16 protein-coding genes are annotated in these 16,767 nt (G+C 60.8%); 15 read left to right on the plus strand and 1 reads right to left on the minus strand.

The window, feature by feature from the left end; genetic code table 11:
• The first annotated feature begins 4 nt into the window (after nucleotides 1–4).
• Genes phnL through KF827_RS01885 form a run of 3 tightly spaced genes read left to right on the plus strand, consistent with a single transcriptional unit; the run spans nucleotide 5 to nucleotide 2,405 of the window.
• Nucleotides 5–700, plus strand: a complete 696-nt coding sequence (gene phnL / locus KF827_RS01875) for a phosphonate C-P lyase system protein PhnL (RefSeq protein WP_290999028.1) — start codon at nucleotides 5–7, stop codon at nucleotides 698–700.
• Nucleotides 697–1,845: an alpha-D-ribose 1-methylphosphonate 5-triphosphate diphosphatase gene (locus KF827_RS01880; protein ID WP_290999031.1), complete on the plus strand. Its 1,149-nt coding sequence runs from the start codon at nucleotides 697–699 to the stop codon at nucleotides 1,843–1,845. Before phnL ends, KF827_RS01880 begins: the two co-directional genes overlap by 4 nt.
• 11 nt (nucleotides 1,846–1,856) lie before the next feature.
• Nucleotides 1,857–2,405: a phosphonate degradation HD-domain oxygenase gene (locus KF827_RS01885; protein WP_290999035.1), complete on the plus strand. Its 549-nt coding sequence runs from the start codon at nucleotides 1,857–1,859 to the stop codon at nucleotides 2,403–2,405.
• Here KF827_RS01885 and KF827_RS01890 read toward each other — a convergent pair.
• A complete protein-coding gene (locus KF827_RS01890) occupies nucleotides 2,395–3,108 on the minus strand; it encodes a DUF1045 domain-containing protein (RefSeq protein WP_290999042.1) in 714 nt (237 codons plus the stop codon). The genes KF827_RS01885 and KF827_RS01890 overlap by 11 nt on opposite strands.
• A gap of 154 nt (nucleotides 3,109–3,262) precedes the next feature.
• On the opposite strand from KF827_RS01890, the gene phnC reads away from it, so the two are divergent.
• From phnC to KF827_RS01950, 12 genes are all read left to right on the plus strand, one after another.
• The gene (phnC, locus tag KF827_RS01895; RefSeq protein WP_290999045.1) at nucleotides 3,263–4,108 is read left to right on the plus strand and encodes a phosphonate ABC transporter ATP-binding protein; all 846 of its coding nucleotides are present in this window, start codon (nucleotides 3,263–3,265) and stop codon (nucleotides 4,106–4,108) included.
• A gap of 38 nt (nucleotides 4,109–4,146) precedes the next feature.
• Nucleotides 4,147–5,124: a phosphonate ABC transporter substrate-binding protein gene (gene phnD / locus KF827_RS01900; RefSeq protein WP_290999049.1), complete on the plus strand. Its 978-nt coding sequence runs from the start codon at nucleotides 4,147–4,149 to the stop codon at nucleotides 5,122–5,124.
• Nucleotides 5,125–5,181: 57 nt separating this feature from the next.
• A complete protein-coding gene (gene phnE / locus KF827_RS01905; RefSeq protein WP_290999052.1) occupies nucleotides 5,182–5,997 on the plus strand; it encodes a phosphonate ABC transporter, permease protein PhnE in 816 nt (271 codons plus the stop codon).
• 231 nt (nucleotides 5,998–6,228) lie between these two features.
• Entirely contained in the window at nucleotides 6,229–7,080 is an 852-nt protein-coding gene (locus tag KF827_RS01910; protein WP_290999055.1) for an ABC transporter ATP-binding protein, read from the plus strand.
• Nucleotides 7,077–8,981 carry a long-chain fatty acid--CoA ligase gene (locus KF827_RS01915; RefSeq protein WP_290999058.1) on the plus strand — a complete coding sequence of 635 codons (1,905 nt, stop codon included), beginning with the start codon at nucleotides 7,077–7,079 and terminating at the stop codon, nucleotides 8,979–8,981. Before KF827_RS01910 ends, KF827_RS01915 begins: the two co-directional genes overlap by 4 nt.
• On the plus strand, nucleotides 8,981–9,868 hold the full coding sequence (locus KF827_RS01920) for a branched-chain amino acid ABC transporter permease (RefSeq protein ID WP_290999061.1): 888 nt from the start codon (nucleotides 8,981–8,983) through the stop codon (nucleotides 9,866–9,868). Before KF827_RS01915 ends, KF827_RS01920 begins: the two co-directional genes overlap by 1 nt.
• Nucleotides 9,868–10,941 (plus strand): branched-chain amino acid ABC transporter permease, encoded by a 1,074-nt coding sequence (locus tag KF827_RS01925; protein WP_290999065.1) that lies wholly within the window; start codon nucleotides 9,868–9,870, stop codon nucleotides 10,939–10,941. The genes KF827_RS01920 and KF827_RS01925 overlap by 1 nt, the downstream gene beginning before the upstream one ends.
• Before the next feature lie 38 nt (nucleotides 10,942–10,979).
• Nucleotides 10,980–12,242 (plus strand): ABC transporter substrate-binding protein, encoded by a 1,263-nt coding sequence (locus tag KF827_RS01930; RefSeq protein WP_290999068.1) that lies wholly within the window; start codon nucleotides 10,980–10,982, stop codon nucleotides 12,240–12,242.
• A gap of 66 nt (nucleotides 12,243–12,308) precedes the next feature.
• Nucleotides 12,309–13,100 (plus strand): ABC transporter ATP-binding protein, encoded by a 792-nt coding sequence (locus KF827_RS01935; protein WP_290999071.1) that lies wholly within the window; start codon nucleotides 12,309–12,311, stop codon nucleotides 13,098–13,100.
• Nucleotides 13,101–13,176: 76 nt separating this feature from the next.
• Complete coding sequence (locus KF827_RS01940) at nucleotides 13,177–14,655, plus strand: biotin carboxylase N-terminal domain-containing protein (protein ID WP_290999075.1); 1,479 nt, start codon at nucleotides 13,177–13,179, stop codon at nucleotides 14,653–14,655.
• A gap of 3 nt (nucleotides 14,656–14,658) precedes the next feature.
• Nucleotides 14,659–15,144 carry a biotin/lipoyl-containing protein gene (locus KF827_RS01945; protein ID WP_290999078.1) on the plus strand — a complete coding sequence of 162 codons (486 nt, stop codon included), beginning with the start codon at nucleotides 14,659–14,661 and terminating at the stop codon, nucleotides 15,142–15,144.
• A 5-nt stretch (nucleotides 15,145–15,149) separates the two neighbouring features.
• A complete protein-coding gene (locus tag KF827_RS01950; RefSeq protein ID WP_290999081.1) occupies nucleotides 15,150–16,757 on the plus strand; it encodes an acyl-CoA carboxylase subunit beta in 1,608 nt (535 codons plus the stop codon).
• The last annotated feature ends 10 nt before the right edge of the window (nucleotides 16,758–16,767 follow it).

A 16,767-nucleotide genomic window follows, 5' to 3' on the forward strand; every position in this document is an offset into this window, starting at 1 on the left:
TGCCATGCGCATGATCGATGTGCAGGCTTTGCACAAAACCTTCACCCTGCACCTGCGCGGCGGTGCCGTGCTGCCGGTGCTGCGCAACATGGATCTGGCTGTGCAGGCCGGAGAATGCGTGGTGCTGCAAGGCCCATCAGGCGCCGGCAAATCCACTTTGCTGCGTGCAGTCTATGGTAATTACCGGCCGCAATCAGGCCGCGTGTTGTTGCGTCACGATGGCGGGATGGTGGATATCGTTACGGCTAATCCGCGTCAGGTGATTGATATCCGCCGCCGCAGTTTGGGCTATGTGACGCAGTTCCTGCGGGTGATTCCGCGCGTGCCTACTCTGGATATCGTGGCGGAGCCATTGCTGGCGCGCGGTGCGGCATTGCCCCGGGCGCGGGAGCGGGCGGCAGAGTTGCTGGAGCGGTTGCGCATTCCGCGCAAGTTGTGGGATTTGCCGCCGGCCACATTCTCGGGCGGCGAGCAGCAGCGCATCAATATCGCGCGCGGCTTCTGTGCTGAATTTCCGATCCTGCTGCTCGACGAGCCCACTGCGTCTCTGGATCAGGATAATCGCCGCATCGTGATCGGCTTGATCGACGAGGCACGGAAACGCGGCTCTGCCATCGTTGCCATAGTGCACGATGCCGAAACCCGCACTGCCATCGCAACGCGTCTGGCGCCTATGCCAGCTCTGGAGGCCGCAGCATGACTGCCGAACTGATCATCACCAATGCGCGCATCATCGGGCGGAACGACGAAGTAGCGTCTGGCAATCTGGTTGTGCGCGACGGCGTAATCGCGGCTCTGGATGAGGGGGCGAGCAACCTACCGAATGCGGTGGATTTCGGCGGCGATTATCTGATGCCTGGCCTGGTGGAATTGCATACCGATAATCTGGAAAAGCATTTTGCTCCGCGTCCCGGCGTGCGCTGGCCCAGCCGGCTGGCGGTGCAGGCCCATGATGCGCAGATTGCCGCAGCCGGCATCACCACGGTGCTGGATGCGGTGGCGGTGGGCGATGTGCGCGACGGAGCGGTGCGGATGGAAATCCTGCGCGAGATGGTGGAGGCTATAGACATGTCGCAATCCGCCGGCATGTTGCGCGCCAACCATCTACTGCATCTGCGCTGCGAAATTTCCTTTGCCAGCCTGCTCGATCTGGTTCAGCCGATGGCGGGCCTTGGCTGGCTGAAGCTGGTATCGATCATGGACCATACGCCGGGCCAGCGGCAATTCGTCAGCCAGCAGAAATACCGCCAGTATTATCAAGGCAAGTTCGGCCTCAGCGATGCTGAAATGGACAAGTTCATGGCCGATCAGATTGCCGCTGCGGCTGCCAATGGTGCGCGTAACCGCCGTGCGGTGGTGGAGCTTTGCCGCGCCAATGGCCTGGCCTTGGCCAGCCATGACGATGCAACGGCGGAGCATGTGGCGGAAGCGGCATCGGACGGCATGGTGGTGGCGGAATTCCCCACCACCTTCGAGGCAGCGGAAATGTCGCGCAACAGCGGCATGAAGGTGATGATGGGCGGGCCGAATGTGGTGCGCGGCGGATCCCATTCCGGCAATATCTCGGCACGTGCATTGGCCGAGAAGGGCCATCTCGATATCATCTCATCGGATTACGTGCCGGGCAGCCTGCTCACCTCGGCTTTTCTGTTGCCGGGACAAGTGCCGGGTATTTCCTTGAGCGATGCAGTGGCAATGGTATCGGCTAATCCGGCCGAAGCCATCGGGCTGCATGATCGCGGAGCTTTGGAGCTTGGCCGCCGCGCCGACATGATCCGTGTCAGCCTGGTGCAGGATACCCCGGTGGTGCGCGCGGTGTGGCGCGAAGGCGAGCGGGTGATGTAGGGGAGGCAACGATGGCTGCGGTCGTGGATGAAATTGTCGGTCTGCTGGAAAAAGCCGGCGCGGAGCGTTATGGCATGGAGGCGGTGAGCCAATTGGAGCATGCTTTGCAATGCGCCATGCATGCCGAACGGGCCGGCGGCAGCGATGCTTTGGTTGTAGCTTGCCTGTTACACGATATCGGCCATCTGGTGGGCGAAGGCGATGAAGGCTTGGCCGAGCGTGGCGAGGATGCGGCGCATGAGCATCTGGCAGCCGATTGGCTGAGCCGGTATTTCGGTTCGGATGTGGTGCAGCCAGTGCGATTGCATGTGGATGCCAAACGGTATCTCTGCCATGCCGAGCCGCATTATTGGGCGGGCCTGTCGCAGGCTTCCAAAACCAGCCTGGAAGTGCAGGGTGGCACCTACAGCGCGGATGAAGCAGCGGCCTTCATGGCGCAGCCTCATGCCGCCGAAGCGGTTTTGCTACGACGCTGGGATGACGCAGCCAAGACGCCGAAGCTGAAAACGCCGGATATTGCCTATTATCGCCGCTTCCTGGAAGCGACGCTTAAAGCGTGAGCGGGTAGCGTGCCAGAATGCGGAATTGTGCATTCCCGCTTTGTCTGTAGAGGCACAGTTCGGTTAGTGGCATCGGTTGGGCGAGCAAGGGCAGCAGCCGGTTTGTGAGATACGCGAGCACGGCCGCCCGCTCTGCTTCATCCGTTATGCGCCCGGTTAGCGTGAAATGCGGCCGGAATTCCTCCAGAACATAGGGATAGCCCCAGCGCAGCAGATAGTCATCCTGCCGCGCTGAAAGCCCGGCGGCGCGCCGCTTGGCGATTTCTGCATCGCTTGCCTGCGCTCGAAATTCATCGAAGGCTATCACGCAGGCATCGGCCAGGGCGTGTAATTCGCCATCGCCACCGCCCGCTTCATGGGCGGGCCGCAAAGCCAGAAAGTTGCCGAGAGAAGCCAGTTGCAATGCCAGATGCGGCGGCGCGCTGCGGTGGGCCGCAAAATCTGCCAGCGCCTGCTGCAAGGCGGTTTCATCCTTGCCATCGGCCAGGCGGAAAGGTGGCTTCAGCGTGGCATGAAAGCCGTAACGGCGCGGCTCGGCGGTTAATGCGGCAACGCGTTCGGCCGACAGGCCCGGCACGGAGGGAGGCGGGTAGTCTTGGCCCGATTGCGGATCCCAGCCCAACCAGCGCGCGGCAAAATCATGCAGCGGATGCGCCAGTGGCGGTGCGGCATAGACAGCGTAACGGTGCGAAGAGCTAGACAAGTGCGCCAGTCATCCTGTGGGTAACCTTTCTGCTGCGAGTCCCGGCTGGGATTTCACCATCCCGTCGCCGAAGCGAAACAGAAGTGTCACATGCGATTGCTATCAGCGGCGCAAGGCATAACCGCAAAGCCTGCAGCAGGCTTCGAGGAGCAGCATGAGCACCGCCATCGAGATCACTCATCTATCGAAAACTTTCGGCACCGGCAAGCGCGCATTGGATGATGTAACGCTGCGTATCCGTCCAGGTGAGATGGTGGCGCTTATCGGTGCTTCGGGTTCAGGCAAATCCACTTTGCTGCGCCATATCGCGGGCCTGATTCCGAGCGACCGAGATCAACGGGCCCAGGTGGCTGTGAATGGTCGGATGGTGCAGCAGCAGGGCCGTATCGGCCGTGGTATCCGCGAAACGCGCGCCGGTATCGGCTTCGTGTTTCAGCAGTTCAACCTGGTCGGTCGTATGCGTGTGCTTACCAATGTGATGGCGGGCGACCTCGGGCGTATGCCGCTGTGGCGCAGCTTGCTGGGGCTGTTTACCGACGAACAGCGCCGTGCCGGCGTGCGTGCGTTGGCCCGCGTAGGCATCGCGCAATGCGCTTTTCAGCGCGCGTCCACATTATCTGGCGGCCAGCAGCAGCGTGCCGCCATCGCCCGAGCCTTGGTGCAAGGCGCCCAGGTGATCCTGGCGGACGAGCCGATTGCATCGTTGGATCCGGAATCCTCACGCCGCGTGATGGCCACGCTGGCCGATATCAACCGCAGCGACAATGTGACCGTGGTGGTTTCGCTGCATCAAGTGGATTTCGCGTTGAAATATTGCCGGCGCGTCGTAGCCCTGCGCGATGGCCGGGTGATGTTTGATGGCGCCGCCGAGCAGGTGAGCGCCGATATGCTGCGCGGCATATACGGCAATAACAGCGATCTGGATTTGGGCAGTCTGCTCGGCCCTCAGGCCGATGAGGATCTGCGCCCGGTCGCCGCGGCGCGTTTTGCTCTGGCTTGATCGCTACACCTTTAACACCACCCTCTGGAGAGAGAACCATGAATCGTCGTCATCTGCTTGCCGCCACCGCTTCGCTGGCGCTGTTCGGCCTTGCCTCGGGCGCCTCTGCCCAGGCGCTGAAGGAAATCAACTTCGGCATCATCTCGACTGAGTCGAGTTCCAACCTGAAGACCATCTGGGAACCCTTTCTGGCCGATATGCAGAAGCAGACCGGCATGAAGATCAATGCCTTTTTTGCGCCTGATTATGCCGGCGTGATCGAGGGTATGCGCTTCAACAAGGTGCAGATCGCCTGGTATGGCAATGCTTCGGCCATGCAGGCCGTGGATCGGGCCGATGGCGAAATCTTCGTGCAGACCACTTCCAAGGACGGTTCGCCGGGCTATTGGTCTCTTCTGCTGGCTCATAAGGACAGCCCGATCAACTCGCTGGAAGATCTGATCAAATCGCCTGGCAAGTATACCCTGGGTAATGGCGATCCGAATTCCACCTCGGGTTTCCTGGTGCCCAGCTATTACGCCTGGGGCCAGAACAATATCGATATCCGCAAGCATTTCACCCGCGTGGTGAATGCCAACCACGAAACCAACGCGCTGGCCGTGGCCAACAAGCAGGTGGATATCGCTACCAACAACACCGAAAACCTGGAGCGTCTGGAAAAGACCCAGCCCGCCAAGGCCAAGGACGTGAAGGTGATCTGGAAGTCGCCGCTGATTCCTTCCGATCCCATCGTGTGGCGCAAGGATCTGCCGGCCGAGACGAAGCAGAAGCTGAAGACCTTCTTCATGACCTACGGCACCAAGGATGCTGCCGAGCAGAAGGTGCTGGCCGATCTGCAGTGGGGCCCGTTCAAGGAATCCTCCAACAAGCAATTGCTGCCGATCCGCCAGTTGGCGCTGTTCCGCGACAAGATCAAGCTGGAAGGCGATACCGCCATGGCTGCAGACGAGAAGGCCAAGAAGCTGGCTGAGATCGAAGCCAAGTTGGCCGAACTGAACAAGCAGCTCGGCTCGTAACAACGCAGTGGCGGGGGTGTACACGCATCCCCGCCACGGCCTTTTTAAGGCGTGACCATGACCAGCATGTCCGGCAATCTTCTGAACGAGCATCCGATCCATCCGCCCAAACCGGGTCTGAAGTCCTCGCTTCTGCGGTATCTGGCTTATGGCCTGGGTGCTGCCTTGCTGGTTTGGTCGTATAACGGTGCGGAGATTGCGCCGGCCACGTTGATCCGCGACGCCGGCAATATGGCAACCTTTGCCGCGGATTTCTTTCCGCCGGATTTCACCGACTGGAAATTCTATTTCACCGAATTGATGGTAACCCTGCATATCGCCATTTGGGGCACTGTGCTGGCTATCGTCTGCGCCGTGCCGCTCAGCTTGTTGGCGGCCTCCAATATCGCGCCGGTTTGGTTGTATCAACCGGTGCGGCGTGTGCTGGATGCATTGCGTTCGATCAACGAAATGGTTTTTGCCATGCTGTTCGTGGTGGCGGTGGGTCTGGGGCCATTTGCCGGCGCGCTTGCGCTCTGGCTGCATACCACAGGCACTTTGGCCAAGCTGTTTTCCGAAGCGGTGGAAGCCATCGATCCGCAGCCGGTTGATGGCATCCGTGCCACGGGCGCCAATGCGGTCGAGGAAATTCTATACGGCGTGATCCCGCAGGTGATGCCGCTTTGGGTTTCCTACTCGCTGTATCGTTTTGAAGCCAATGTGCGCTCGGCTTCGGTGGTGGGCATGGTTGGCGCCGGCGGTATCGGCGTTGTGTTGTGGGAAGTGATCCGCGGGTTCCGTTTCGATCAAACCTGTGCGGTGATGATCATGATCATCCTGTTGGTCAGCGTGGTGGATATCATTTCCGCGCGTATTCGCGCCGCTTTGATCTGAGCGTGCCGAGACTATCCTAGCGGAATCAATTCATAAGGCCGGGGCTGCAGGGGCTCCGGCCTCTTCGCATTTGCACCCAAAAAGAGTCGTTGACTCTCGCTAATGAACGTCATTCAATAAGAGCCGTAAACACAAAGGCCGACTCAGATCGGCTGGGTAATTTAGGGAGGAGTACAGGGTGTCTGCGCCAAGCCGCCGGCTTGCGCATGAGACGCGGCGGTGAATCACGCCATGTCTATGCGCGATCAGAATGCCAAGCAAAATGATGCCATGCGGAGCGATGGCCGTATCCTGGAATGCCGTGGCATCGAACGCTCTTTCGGCGGTCTCAAAGCTTTGAAATCCGTTGATATTCATGTTGATCGCGGCGAGATATTCGGTCTGGTCGGTCCGAATGGATCGGGCAAGACCACGATGGTGAATGTGGTGACCGGCTTTTACCCACCCAATGCCGGCAGCGTGCAGCTATTCGGCCAGGATATCACCGGGATGAAGCCGAACCGCGTGGCGCGAATGGGCGTGGCGCGCACTTTCCAGAATCTGGCGCTGTTTCGCGGCATGAGCGTGCTGGATAATATCTTGCTCGGGCGCCATGTGCATATGAAGCCGGGCGCTTTGCCCTCGCTATTCTACTGGCTGTGGGGTGCGCGCGAAGAGATCGCCCATCGCCGCGCGGCGGAAGACATCATCGATTTCATGCAATTGCAGGATATCCGCGACGAGCCGGTGGAAGTGATTCCCATGGGTTTGCAGAAGCGCGTTGAGCTTGCTCGCGCCCTGGTGGCCGAACCGCGTTTTCTGATTCTGGACGAGCCGATGGCCGGTATGAATCAGGAAGAGAAGGAATACATCGCCCGCTTCATCCTGGATGCGCGCGACGAACGCAATGTCAGCATCCTGTTGATCGAGCATCATATGGATGTCGTGACCGCGATCTGCGACCGCATCGTGGTGCTCAGCTATGGCGAAATTATCGCCCAGGGCGAACCGAAGGCTGCCATCGCCGATCCGCAGGTTATCACTGCCTATCTGGGCGAACGGGCGGCAGCCCGCGTGCTGCAGGCGAATGGAGGGGCGCCATGAATGGCGCGCGTCCCGGCAGCCTGATTGCGGCATTGGCGCGCAATGCCGAGCAATATGGCGACCGCATCGCTTTCCGCGAGCGCGATTTCGGCATCTGGCAGCAAGCCACCTGGAAGGATGTGCGCGACACCGTTCTGGCCCTGGCGGCGGGCTTCGAGGAGTTGGGCGTTGTGCCGGGCAACGCGGTGATCGTTGTGGGCGATAATCGCGCCAATCTGTACTATTCCATGCTGGCAGCGAATGTGCTGCGGGCTTTTCCTTCGCCGATTTTCCCCGATGTGCCGGTGGATGAATTGGAAACCTATACGCGCTTCGGCAATCCCGCGCTGGCTGTGGCCGAGGATCAGGAGCAGGTGGATAAGCTGGTTGGCCTGCGCGAGCGCTCGGGCCGGCCGAAGGTTATCCTGTTCGATGATCCGCGTGGCCTGCTGCGCGACCGGCCGGAAGGCGTGTTGTCGCTGGACGAGGTTGCGGCACGTGGCAAGGCACGCTTGGCGGCCAATCCAGGCCTTGCCGCCGATCTGCTGAGCCGATGCCAGCCCGATGATATCGCCGTGTTGCTGTATTCCTCGGGTACCACGGGTTTGCCCAAGGGTATTCCACTGCGTCATCGCAACGTGAGCGGTGGCATCGAAAATGCCGAGAAAGGCGGCTATTTCCGCCCGCATGAGGAGTTGTTCGCCTATCTGCCTACAGCCTGGGTGGGTGACTTCGTATTCACCCTGGGTGCCGGCCTGATGCTGGTGGCCACCATCAACATCCCCGAGCGGCAGGAAACCGTGCTGCAGGATTTGCGGGCGGTGGCGCCGACCTTCTATCTCGCCGCGCCGCGTGCCTGGGACAACATGCTTACCCGTGTGCAGGTGGGCATGGCGGATTCCACCCCGCTCAAGCGTCGGCTGTTCGATTATTTCATGCCGCTTGCCGTGGAGCAGGAACGCCAGCGCCTGGCCGGGCGCGAACCTGGTCTGGGTGGTAAACTTCTGCATGCGCTGGGTGAGATTCTGGTCTATGGCCCATTGAAGGATCAGCTTGGCCTGTCGCGCGCCGAGCGGGCTTTCACTGGCGGCGAGGCGATGGGGGAGGATACGTTCCTGTTTTTCCGCGCGCTTGGCGTGAAGTTAAAGCAGTTCTACGGCCAGACCGAAACTTCGGCGCTTTCTGCGGCACAAAGCGAAGGTCATGTGAAACTGCATACCGTGGGCCCACCGATGCCTGGGGTAGATATAAAAATTGATGATAGCGGCGAGATATTGATCCGGTCGGCTTCGGTTATCGACGGCTATTTCGATGATGCGGAAGCCACCCGTAAGGCTTTGGTGGATGGCTGGCTGCATACCGGCGATGCCGGCTATCTGGATGAAGATGGCCACCTGGCCGTGCTTGGCCGTGTGAGCGAAGTGGTGCGCACCGGGGCCGGCGAGCGCTATATCCCGAATTATATCGAGAATCGCATCAAGTTCAGCCAATTCGTGCGCAACGTGGCGGTGATCGGCGCCGGCAAGCCATTCCTATCTGCCATCGTGTGTATCGATCTTGAAGCCACCGGCCATTGGGCCGAGAAACGCGCCATCACTTACACCTCCTATGCCGAACTGTCGCAGCAGCCGGAGGTGTATGAACTAATCGCCGGTGTGTTGCAGCATATGAATGCCAGCCAGCCGGAGGGATTGAAAATCCATCGCTTCGTGAATCTGCATAAGGATTTCGATGCCGATGACGGCGAGATTACCCGCACGCGCAAACTGCGCCGCAATATCATCGAGGAGCGCTATGCGACGTTGATTGCCGCGCTGGAAGGCACTGCCGATAGCGCCTCCTTCGATGCCGAAATTACCTATGAGGATGGCTCGCGCGGCAAGCTGAGCCGGGTTCTCGCAATCAGGGAGGTGCCGGCCTGATGGATTGGCTGCTGCTCGCCGAACTCGGCATCAATGGAATATTCGTCGGCCTGATGTATGGTCTGGTCGCTCTTGGCATTGTGCTGATCTACAAAACCTCCGGCCTGGCCAATCTGGCGCAGGGCGCATTGGCGATGACCGGTGCCTATGCGGCCTGGGCGATATCCGTGCCGCTGGGATTGCCGATCTGGCTGGCGATTCCGCTGGCTCTGGTGGCGATGTTCTGCTTCGGGGCCATTACCGAACGGTTGGCGCTGCGGCGTATGATCGGCCAACCGGTGATCATGGCGATCATGCTTACACTGGGTATCGAGATCATGCTGCGCGGTCTGTTGCCGGGTTTTGCCGGAGCCGCCGTGAAGCGGCTGGATATCGGCATTCCGGTCACGCCGCTATTCGTGGGCGATCTGCTGCTCAACCGCGCCACGCTGATTGGCGGCACGGTGTCGTTTGCCATGATCCTGCTATCTCTGCTGCTGTTCAACTCGCGGCTCGGCGTGGTGATGCGCGCGGTGTCGGATGACCAGACTGCTTCTTGGGCGGTGGGTATTCGAGTGGAACGCGCGATTGCGATTTCCTGGGGGCTGGCTGCTGCCAGCGCCACTGTGGCCGGTGTGATCTGGGGGGCAACGCAGGGCGTGGATTGGTCGCTCTCTCTGCTGCTGATCAAGGCTTTGGCGATTGCCATCCTGGGCGGACTGGATTCCATTCCCGGCGTGCTGATTGCCGGTGTGATCGTGGGCGTGGCCGAAAGCGTGGCCACCGGCATACTCGATCCGCTGGTGGGCGGGGGCACCCGGGATATCGTTGCATCCGTGATCATTCTGCTCACCCTGCTGCTGAAGCCGCATGGCCTGTTCGGCCGCGAACATATCGAGCGAATCTGATGTTCTATCGACGCGCCGGCATACGTTTCACCCGCTACCGCGACGAGCGCCAGATTTGGCCGTTGCCGCTGGATCGCCGCCTCATGCTGCTGGTTCTGCTGCTGGCTCTGGCGGCGCCCTATCTGCTGGATCGGCTGTATCTGGTGGGGTATCTGCTGCCCTGGCTGATCTGGGCCACGGCGGCGCTTGGCCTCAACCTGCTGATGGGCACGGCCGGTCAGGTGCATCTGGGCTATGGCGCGGTGATCGGCATGGGGGCTTATGGCTCGGTGCATCTGGTGCGTGCCGGCGCGCCGCTGGAACTGGCCATGCTGGCCGGTGGCCTGATCAGTGCCGCCGTAGGTATCGTGTTCGGTGCCGCGGCTTTACGCGTAAAGGGGCTGTATCTGGCGATGGCCACATTGGCCATGCAATACATCGTCGATTTCGTTATCAGCCATGTGCCCTTCATTAGCGGCGGCAGCCAGGCCACCATCACCGTGCCGCCGGTGCGGTTTTTGGGGATTCCCATCGTGGGCGATGCCGCCGTGTATTACATGGCACTCGGCGTCTGCATCGTGGTGACGCTGTTCATGCTGAATGTACGGCGCACTGCATTTGGCCGGGCCCTGGCGGCGGTACGCGAGAAGGATTATGCCGCAGAGGTTATCGGCGTGGATACCTTCCGCTTCAAGCTGCTGGCCTTTTGGGTTTCCTCCTTCATCGGCGGCGTTGTGGGCTCGGTACTGGCGGTTTGCTATCTGCGCTCGATCTCGCCGGATCAATTCCATATCGAATTGTCGATCCAATTGGTCGCCATGGTGATCGTGGGCGGCATGGGTAGCGTGCTGGGCAGCTTCTTCGGCGCGGCACTCATCCTGTTCGCCCCCATCGTGCTCAACAACCTGATCGGCTTCATGGCCGATAGCATGGACATGCAGATCAGCACGGATCTGCGTGCTCATGTGCCGTTGATGCTATATGGCGGCCTGATCGTCGGCTTCTTGCTCTGGGAGCCGCTCGGCTTGGCCAAGATCTATAACAATATGAGGAACTATTTTCTGGTATGGCCGTTCCGCCATGCCCAACGCTGAAGACAGAACCGCGTATAACGATAAACCAGGAGGAAACAATGCAGATCGATCGTCGCAATATGCTTGCCGGTATGGGCGCCGCTGCCTTGGCGTCGCAGGTTCCGGTCCGTGTGGCCTTCGGCCAGGACAAGACCATCCGCTTCCTGCTGACGCAGGATTTCACCCGCGTCTATACTTTCGTTACGGCTGAATACAGTCAGGGTCAGCGCGACTATATCTCGCTGATCAACGAACGCGGTGGTATCGGCGGCCACAAGATCGTGGCGGAAGTATCGGATCACGGCAACGACCTGCCGCGCGCCATCGAGAGCTACGAACGCGCCAAGGCCCAGGGCATGGTGCTGGTGGATCCGCTGTCCACGCCGGTGGCGCGTGCACTGGTCACCCGCGTGCTGGCCGACAAGGTGAACATGATCACCGCCTTCTCAGGCCGCTCGGATGCCGCCGATGGTTCGGTGTTTCCCTATATCTTCCCGCTCTCGCCCAATTATTGGACGCAGATGGGCCTGCTGATCGATTATTTCCGCCAGACCGACGGCAATCTGAAGGGCAAGAAGATTTGCTTCGTGCATATCGACACGCCGTTCGGCAAGGAGCCGCTGCCGATCCTGGAGGCCCTGCGCGATAAACTGGGCTATGAGTTGCAGACCTTCCCCTATACGCCGCCGGGCAATGACCAGTCTGCGATCTGGCCGCAGGTGCGGCGTGCCCGCCCGGATTGGGTGGTGTTCTGGGGCGCCGGCGTGGGCCAGACCGTGGCGCTCACCGAGGCGATCCGCAACGGCATCCGCATGGATCGCATGTCTTCCAGCGTCTGGCTGTCGGAATCCGATATGGATGTGGTGGGGCGCGAACAGGCCAAAGGTGTGCTCAAGATCGATCCCTGCGTGCTGGGCCGCGAAGCCAAGCCGATCCAGGCCATCCTCGATACCGTGGTGAAGCCCGGCAAGGGCGCAGGGCCGGAAAACAAGGTGGGCACCGTCTATTACAGCTACGGCGTGATGATTACCGCGCTGATCCTGGAGGGCGTGCGCAAGGCTTTCGAGATTGCGCCGAATGGCCCGATCAGCGGCCCCTGGCTGAATGCCGGCTTGCATGCCATCAAGGATTTCACCGCTGATGGCATGATCCCGGCAACCACCATCACTACCGCCGATCATCAGGGCGGCGGCAAGGGCCGCATCTCGCGTTGGGATGGCGGCAAGTTCACGCCGATCACCGATTGGTATTCGGCCAACCAGGATGTGGTCTGGGCAGAGGTGAAGAAATACTCCTCTGAATTCGCCAAGACCGGCAAGTAAACGTTATCCGGCGCGGCACGCTAATACGCTGCCGCGCCGGTTCCCTCTCAATCTTTGTAGGCGAGCATGGCGCTGCTTGAGCTGAACAATATCGAGGTGGTTTACGACCAGGTGTTTCTGGCCGTGAAGGGCGTGTCAATCGCCGTGCCGGACGGCGGGCTGGTGGCGTTGCTCGGCGCCAATGGCGCGGGCAAGAGCACGGTGCTGAAAACCGTGAGCGGCCTGCTCAAGCCCGAACGCGGTTCGGTCACGCGCGGCGACGTGACATTCGAGGGGCGCGATATCCTCAAGCTCGACCCGCCCGAGCGGGTGCGCGCGGGCATCGTGCATTGCCTGGAGGGAAGGCGGGTTTTCGGCCATCTCACGCCGGCGGAGAATCTGATCGCAGCCACTTCGATGCATAACGACCGCAGCCATGTGAACGATCTGATGGAACAGATGTTCGCGCTGTTCCCTCGCTTGGCCCAGCGCGCCAAGGCCAAGGCCGGATACCTTTCTGGCGGCGAGCAGCAGATGCTGGCCATCGCGCGCGCGCTGATGACGGAGCCTAAGCTTATCATGCTCGACGAGCCCAGCCTGGGGCTGGCACCGTATCTGGTGGACGAAATCTTCGACATCGTGCGCCGCATAAACGAAGAGAAGAAAGTGGCGGTGCTGTTGGTCGAGCAGAATGCCGCTGCCGCATTGGATGTGGCGCAATCCGCCTATCTGATCGAAAACGGCCGCGTGGTGATGAATGGCCCGGTGGATGTGCTGAAGGCCAACCCCGATGTGCAGGCGGCCTATCTCGGCGGCGCGCATAAGGTGGATTACCACGCCGTGAAGCATTATCGCCGCCGCAAGCGCTGGCTGGCCTGAGCGGGAGGAAGCGCATGTCTGGAGATCAGCACCGCATGTTAATGAACAAAATTCATTTGCACGCGGATAATCCGTCATGAGCGCCTTCCGTACCGTGCTGGTCGCCAATCGCGGCGAGATCGCCTGCCGGGTGATCCGCACGCTGAAACGCCTGAATATCCGCAGCGTGGCGGTCTATCACCATGAGGATCGTGCGGCCCCGCATGTCGCGCTTGCCGATATTGCCGTGCCGTTACAGGGCGCGGTACCCACGGCGGCCTATCTCGATACGGCGCAGATCATCGCTGTTTGCAAAGCGCAGAATGTGGATGCGGTGCATCCGGGTTATGGTTTCCTGTCGGAGAATGCCGGCTTTGTGGCGGCGCTGAATGACGCCGGTATTGCCTTCATCGGCCCGGATGCCGAGAGCATGCATCTGATGGGCGACAAAATCCGCTCTCGCGATTTCGCCCGTGCCAATGGCGTGCCGGTGGCGCCCAGCATCGAGATCGGCGTGGATGCCGCTGGGCTGGCCGAGGCGGCCAAGGCGCTGGGTTATCCGCTGCTGATCAAGGCCTCGGCCGGCGGCGGCGGCAAGGGCATGAAAGTGGTGCGAAACGCTGCTGAATTGGCCGAGGCGGCCAGTGCAGCGCGCGGTGAGGCACAGCGCTATTTCGGGGATGGCCGGATTTATGCCGAGCGCTTGATCGAGCGGCCGCGCCATATCGAAGTGCAGGTGCTGGGCGATGGCCAGGGCAATGTGCTGCATCTAGGCGAGCGCGAATGTTCGCTGCAACGCCGTTATCAGAAGATCGTGGAGGAGGCGCCGGCGCCCAACTTGCCGGAAAATCTGCGCGATGCGATCTGCGAGGCCGGACGCAGGCTGGCCGCTGCTGCGCGCTATCGCAATGCCGGTACGGTCGAGTTCATCCTGGCGCCCGATGGGGCATTCTATTTCCTGGAGATGAACACCCGGCTGCAAGTGGAGCATCCGGTAACCGAGATGGTTTATGGCGTAGATTTGGTGGAATGCCAGATTCGTATCGCCGAGGGTGCCGGACTGCCATTCGCGCAGGCCGATCTGCATCGCCAGGGGCATGCCATCGAGGTGCGGTTATGCGCTGAGGAACCCGAGCGCGATTTCCGCCCGGCCATCGGTAAAGTGGGTCTGTTGCGTGAACCGCAGGGGCTGGGGCTGCGCTTCGATGGCGGCATCCGTGAAGGCCAGATGATCACACCAGCCTTCGATTCCATGCTGGCGAAAGTGATTGCCCATGGCGCGCATCGCAATGAGGCGGCCATGCGGCTGCGCCAGGGGCTGCTGGATATGGCTTTGCTGGGCGTAAGCAATAACAGCGATTACCTGGCACGGATTCTGGCGCATCCGGAATTTCTGGCCGGCAAGCTGCATACCGGCTTTCTGGTCGAACAGGCGGAAAGCCTGCAAGTGCCGCCGCTTAATGCCGAAGCCTTGGCGATTGCTTCTGCCGCAGCGGCTTTGGGCCAGGCCGACACCCGCAGGCTGCTGCTGGATGTGCCCGAGCCCCATGCCAGCATCGGTTTCTGGAGGAACTAGGCCATGCGTTTCGATCTGGATGGCACAGCTTGCGATATTGCGGTGATGGCCCGGCGACCAGAGCTTGCCTTAGTGGTGAATGGCCATGGCGTCAGGTTGAGCGAATTGCCAGCCGAACAGGGCGCCTTTCGCTTGAATGTGGGCGGCCAGGAGATCCGTGGCTGGCGTTGGGTGCAAGGCGATGAGGTGCATCTGCGGTTGAACGGTCGCAGCCTGGTGCTGCGCCGCCATGATATCCGCAACGAGCAGGCGGACGGCAATGCAGCCAGCGGCAATCTGCATGCCGAGATGCCGGGTACTGTGGTGGCGCTGCATGCATTGCCGGGCAGGGAAGTGGAGGCCGGCGACAAGCTGCTGACCATCGAAAGCATGAAATTGCAGACGACATTGACAGCATCGCGGCCAGGCCGCATCGCCGCTTTGCATGTGGCGGAGAATGCCAGTTTCGAGCGCGGCGCCTTGCTGGTCAGTTTCGCGGAGCCTGAGTGAAAGCCATGAGCATCATCCGATCCGCCATTCGCACGAATGATGAGGAATTCCGTCAGCGCTATGCCGCCAATCGCGCGCTGGCTGCCGAACTGCATCGCCGCCAGCAGGCAGCGCGCCATGAGCGGCCGGCGCGCGATATCGAGCGTTTGTCCGGCCATGGCAAGCTGCTGCCGCGCCAGCGGCTGGACTTGCTGCTCGATCCCGGCACGCCCTTCCTGGAGCTTTCCACCCTGGCCGCCAACATGGCCTATGATGGCGGTTCGCCGGGCGCCAGTTGCCTCACCGGTATCGGTATCGTGGCCGGGCGCGAAGTGATGATCCACGCCGACGATCCCACGGTGAAGGGCGGGGCCTGGTATCCGCTCACCGTGAAAAAGATCGTGCGCTGCCTGGAAATCGCCTTGGAGAATCGGTTGCCGGTGATCCATCTCTGCGATTCCGCCGGTGGCTTTCTGCAAATGCAGTCGGATGTGTTCCCAGACAAGCATATGGCCGGTCGCATCTTCCGTAATCAATCCTTGCTCAGCAAGGCTGGTATCCAGCAGTTGGCCCTTGTTTTCGGCCATTGCACGGCGGGCGGTGCGTATATTCCCGCACTCAGCGATTACAATGTGATCGTGCGCGGCACCGGCGCGGTGTTTTTGGCCGGCCCGCCTTTGGTGAAGGCCGCCACCGGTGCTATCGTTTCCGCTGACGATCTGGGCGGCGCCACGTTGCATACCACGGTTTCCGGCACGTGCGATTATCCGGCAAACAGTGAACAGGAAGCCATCGCCATCGGCCGCGAGATCGTGGCGCAATGGACGCCGCAGACCAAGACCCTCATTGCCTGCGATCCCGCCGATCCGCCGCTTTACGATCCGGACGAGCTTTACGGCATCATCCCCGATGCCATCAAGAAAAGCTTCGATATGCGCGAGGTGATTGCGCGCCTGGTGGATGGCAGCCGCTTCCATGAATACCAGCCGGCCTATGGGCCTACGCTGGTTTGCGGCTATGCCAGCATCTGGGGCCAGCGGATCGGTATCCTGGCCAATAACGGCGTGCTTTTCAACGACAGCACGCTCAAGGGCGCGCATTTCATAGAGCTCTGCAATCAAAACAACACGCCGATGCTGTTCCTGCAGAATATCACCGGCTACATGGTGGGCCAGGATTACGAGGCCGCCGGCATCACCAAGGATGGAGCCAAGATGATCATGGCGCAGGCTTGCAGCCATGTGCCGAAGTTTACCGTGATGTGCCATGCTTCGTTCGGCGCCGGCAATTACGGCATGTGCGGCAGGGCTTTCGATTCACGTTTCCTGTTTTCCTGGCCCAATCATCAGATCGGCGTGATGGGCGGCGAGCAGGCGGCCAATACGCTGGTGGATGTGAAGCTGCAGCAATTGCGCCGCACCGGTGCGGCGGTGGATGCAGCAGAGATCGAAAAGCTGCGAGCCGATACGCTGGAGGCCTATCAGTCGCAGCTATCGGCTTATCATTCCACATCCGAGCTTTGGGATGATGGCCTGCTTGATCCGGTGGATACCCGCAATGCTTTGGGCATCGCCATATCGGCGGCGCTGAACGCCCCGTTCGGCCAGCCGGGTTATGGCGTGTTGCGACTTTAAGGAGACGTGT

Origin of the sequence: Ferrovibrio sp. (genome assembly GCF_019636075.1) — a bacterium.
Classification (GTDB): domain Bacteria; phylum Pseudomonadota; class Alphaproteobacteria; order Ferrovibrionales; family Ferrovibrionaceae; genus Ferrovibrio.